Origin of the sequence: Streptomyces sp. WAC05292, from assembly GCF_003949955.1 — a bacterium.
Classification (GTDB): Bacteria; Actinomycetota; Actinomycetes; order Streptomycetales; family Streptomycetaceae; genus Streptomyces; species Streptomyces globosus.
In genome coordinates this window covers 1-928 of record NZ_RPSE01000788.1, presented here as the reverse complement: position 1 = coordinate 928, position 928 = coordinate 1, and the positions used below count along the sequence as shown (strand labels likewise).

Sequence of the window (928 nt, the reverse complement as noted above, 5' to 3'; positions counted from 1 at the left end):
ACCCGCTGTACATCACGATGCCCGTGCAGCTGGTCGTCGCGGACGCGGGCACGCACCTGGTCTTCCACGACAACACCTGGGACGGGCGGGTGCTGCTGCGCGAGGGGGAGGAGGGTGCCGGGTCGGGCCCGGACCGCCCCGGTACGTGTGAGCTGCGCATGGACGGCGGCCCGCTGCGCTGCTGGGTGCTGGCGGGCACCCCGGCGCGGGTGCTGCGGGGCTGGGCGGCGCTGACCGGCGCTCCCGCGGTCCCGCCCGCCTGGGCGCTGGGGTACCAGCACGCGCGCTGGGGGTTCGGCAGCGCGGACGAGGTGCGGCGCGTGGTGGCCGGGTACCGGTCGCGCGGGCTGCCGCTGTCGGCGGTGCACCTGGACATCGACCACTACGACGGGCACCGGGTGTTCACCGTGGACCGGGAGCGTTTCCCCGACCTGCCCGGGCTCGCCGGGGAGTTGGACGGCGCCGGGGTGCGGCTCGTGTCGATCGTCGACCCGGCGGTGAAGGTGGGCGACGCGGTGCACGCGGCGGGACGGGCGGTCGGCGCGCACGGGGCGTTCGTACGGGACGCGGCGGGGCGGGAGGTGCGGGGCGAGGTGTGGCCGGGTCGGTGCGCCTATCCGGATTTCACCCGCCCGGAGGTGCGCGCGTGGTGGGGCGGGCTGTATGCGGAGAGGCTCGATCAGGGCTTCTCGGGGGTGTGGCACGACATGAACGAGCCGGTGTCGTTCGCGCCGTTCGGGGAGACCACCCTGCCGCGGTCGGCGCGGCACGGGCTGGACGGGGAGGGCGGCGACCACCGGGCCGCGCACAACGTGTACGCGCTCAACATGGCCCGGGCCGGCTGGGAGGGCCTGGTGCGGCTGCGGCCGGGCGAGCGGCCGTTCCTGTTCTCGCGTTCGGGGTGGGCGGGCATGCAGCGGTACGGGGG

General features: G+C 76.2%; 1 protein-coding gene. It reads left to right on the top strand.

Annotated features, from left to right (window positions below):
* The coding region (locus EF903_RS33040) for a TIM-barrel domain-containing protein (RefSeq protein WP_312845990.1) at positions 1-928 on the top strand (928 nt) is incomplete at both ends.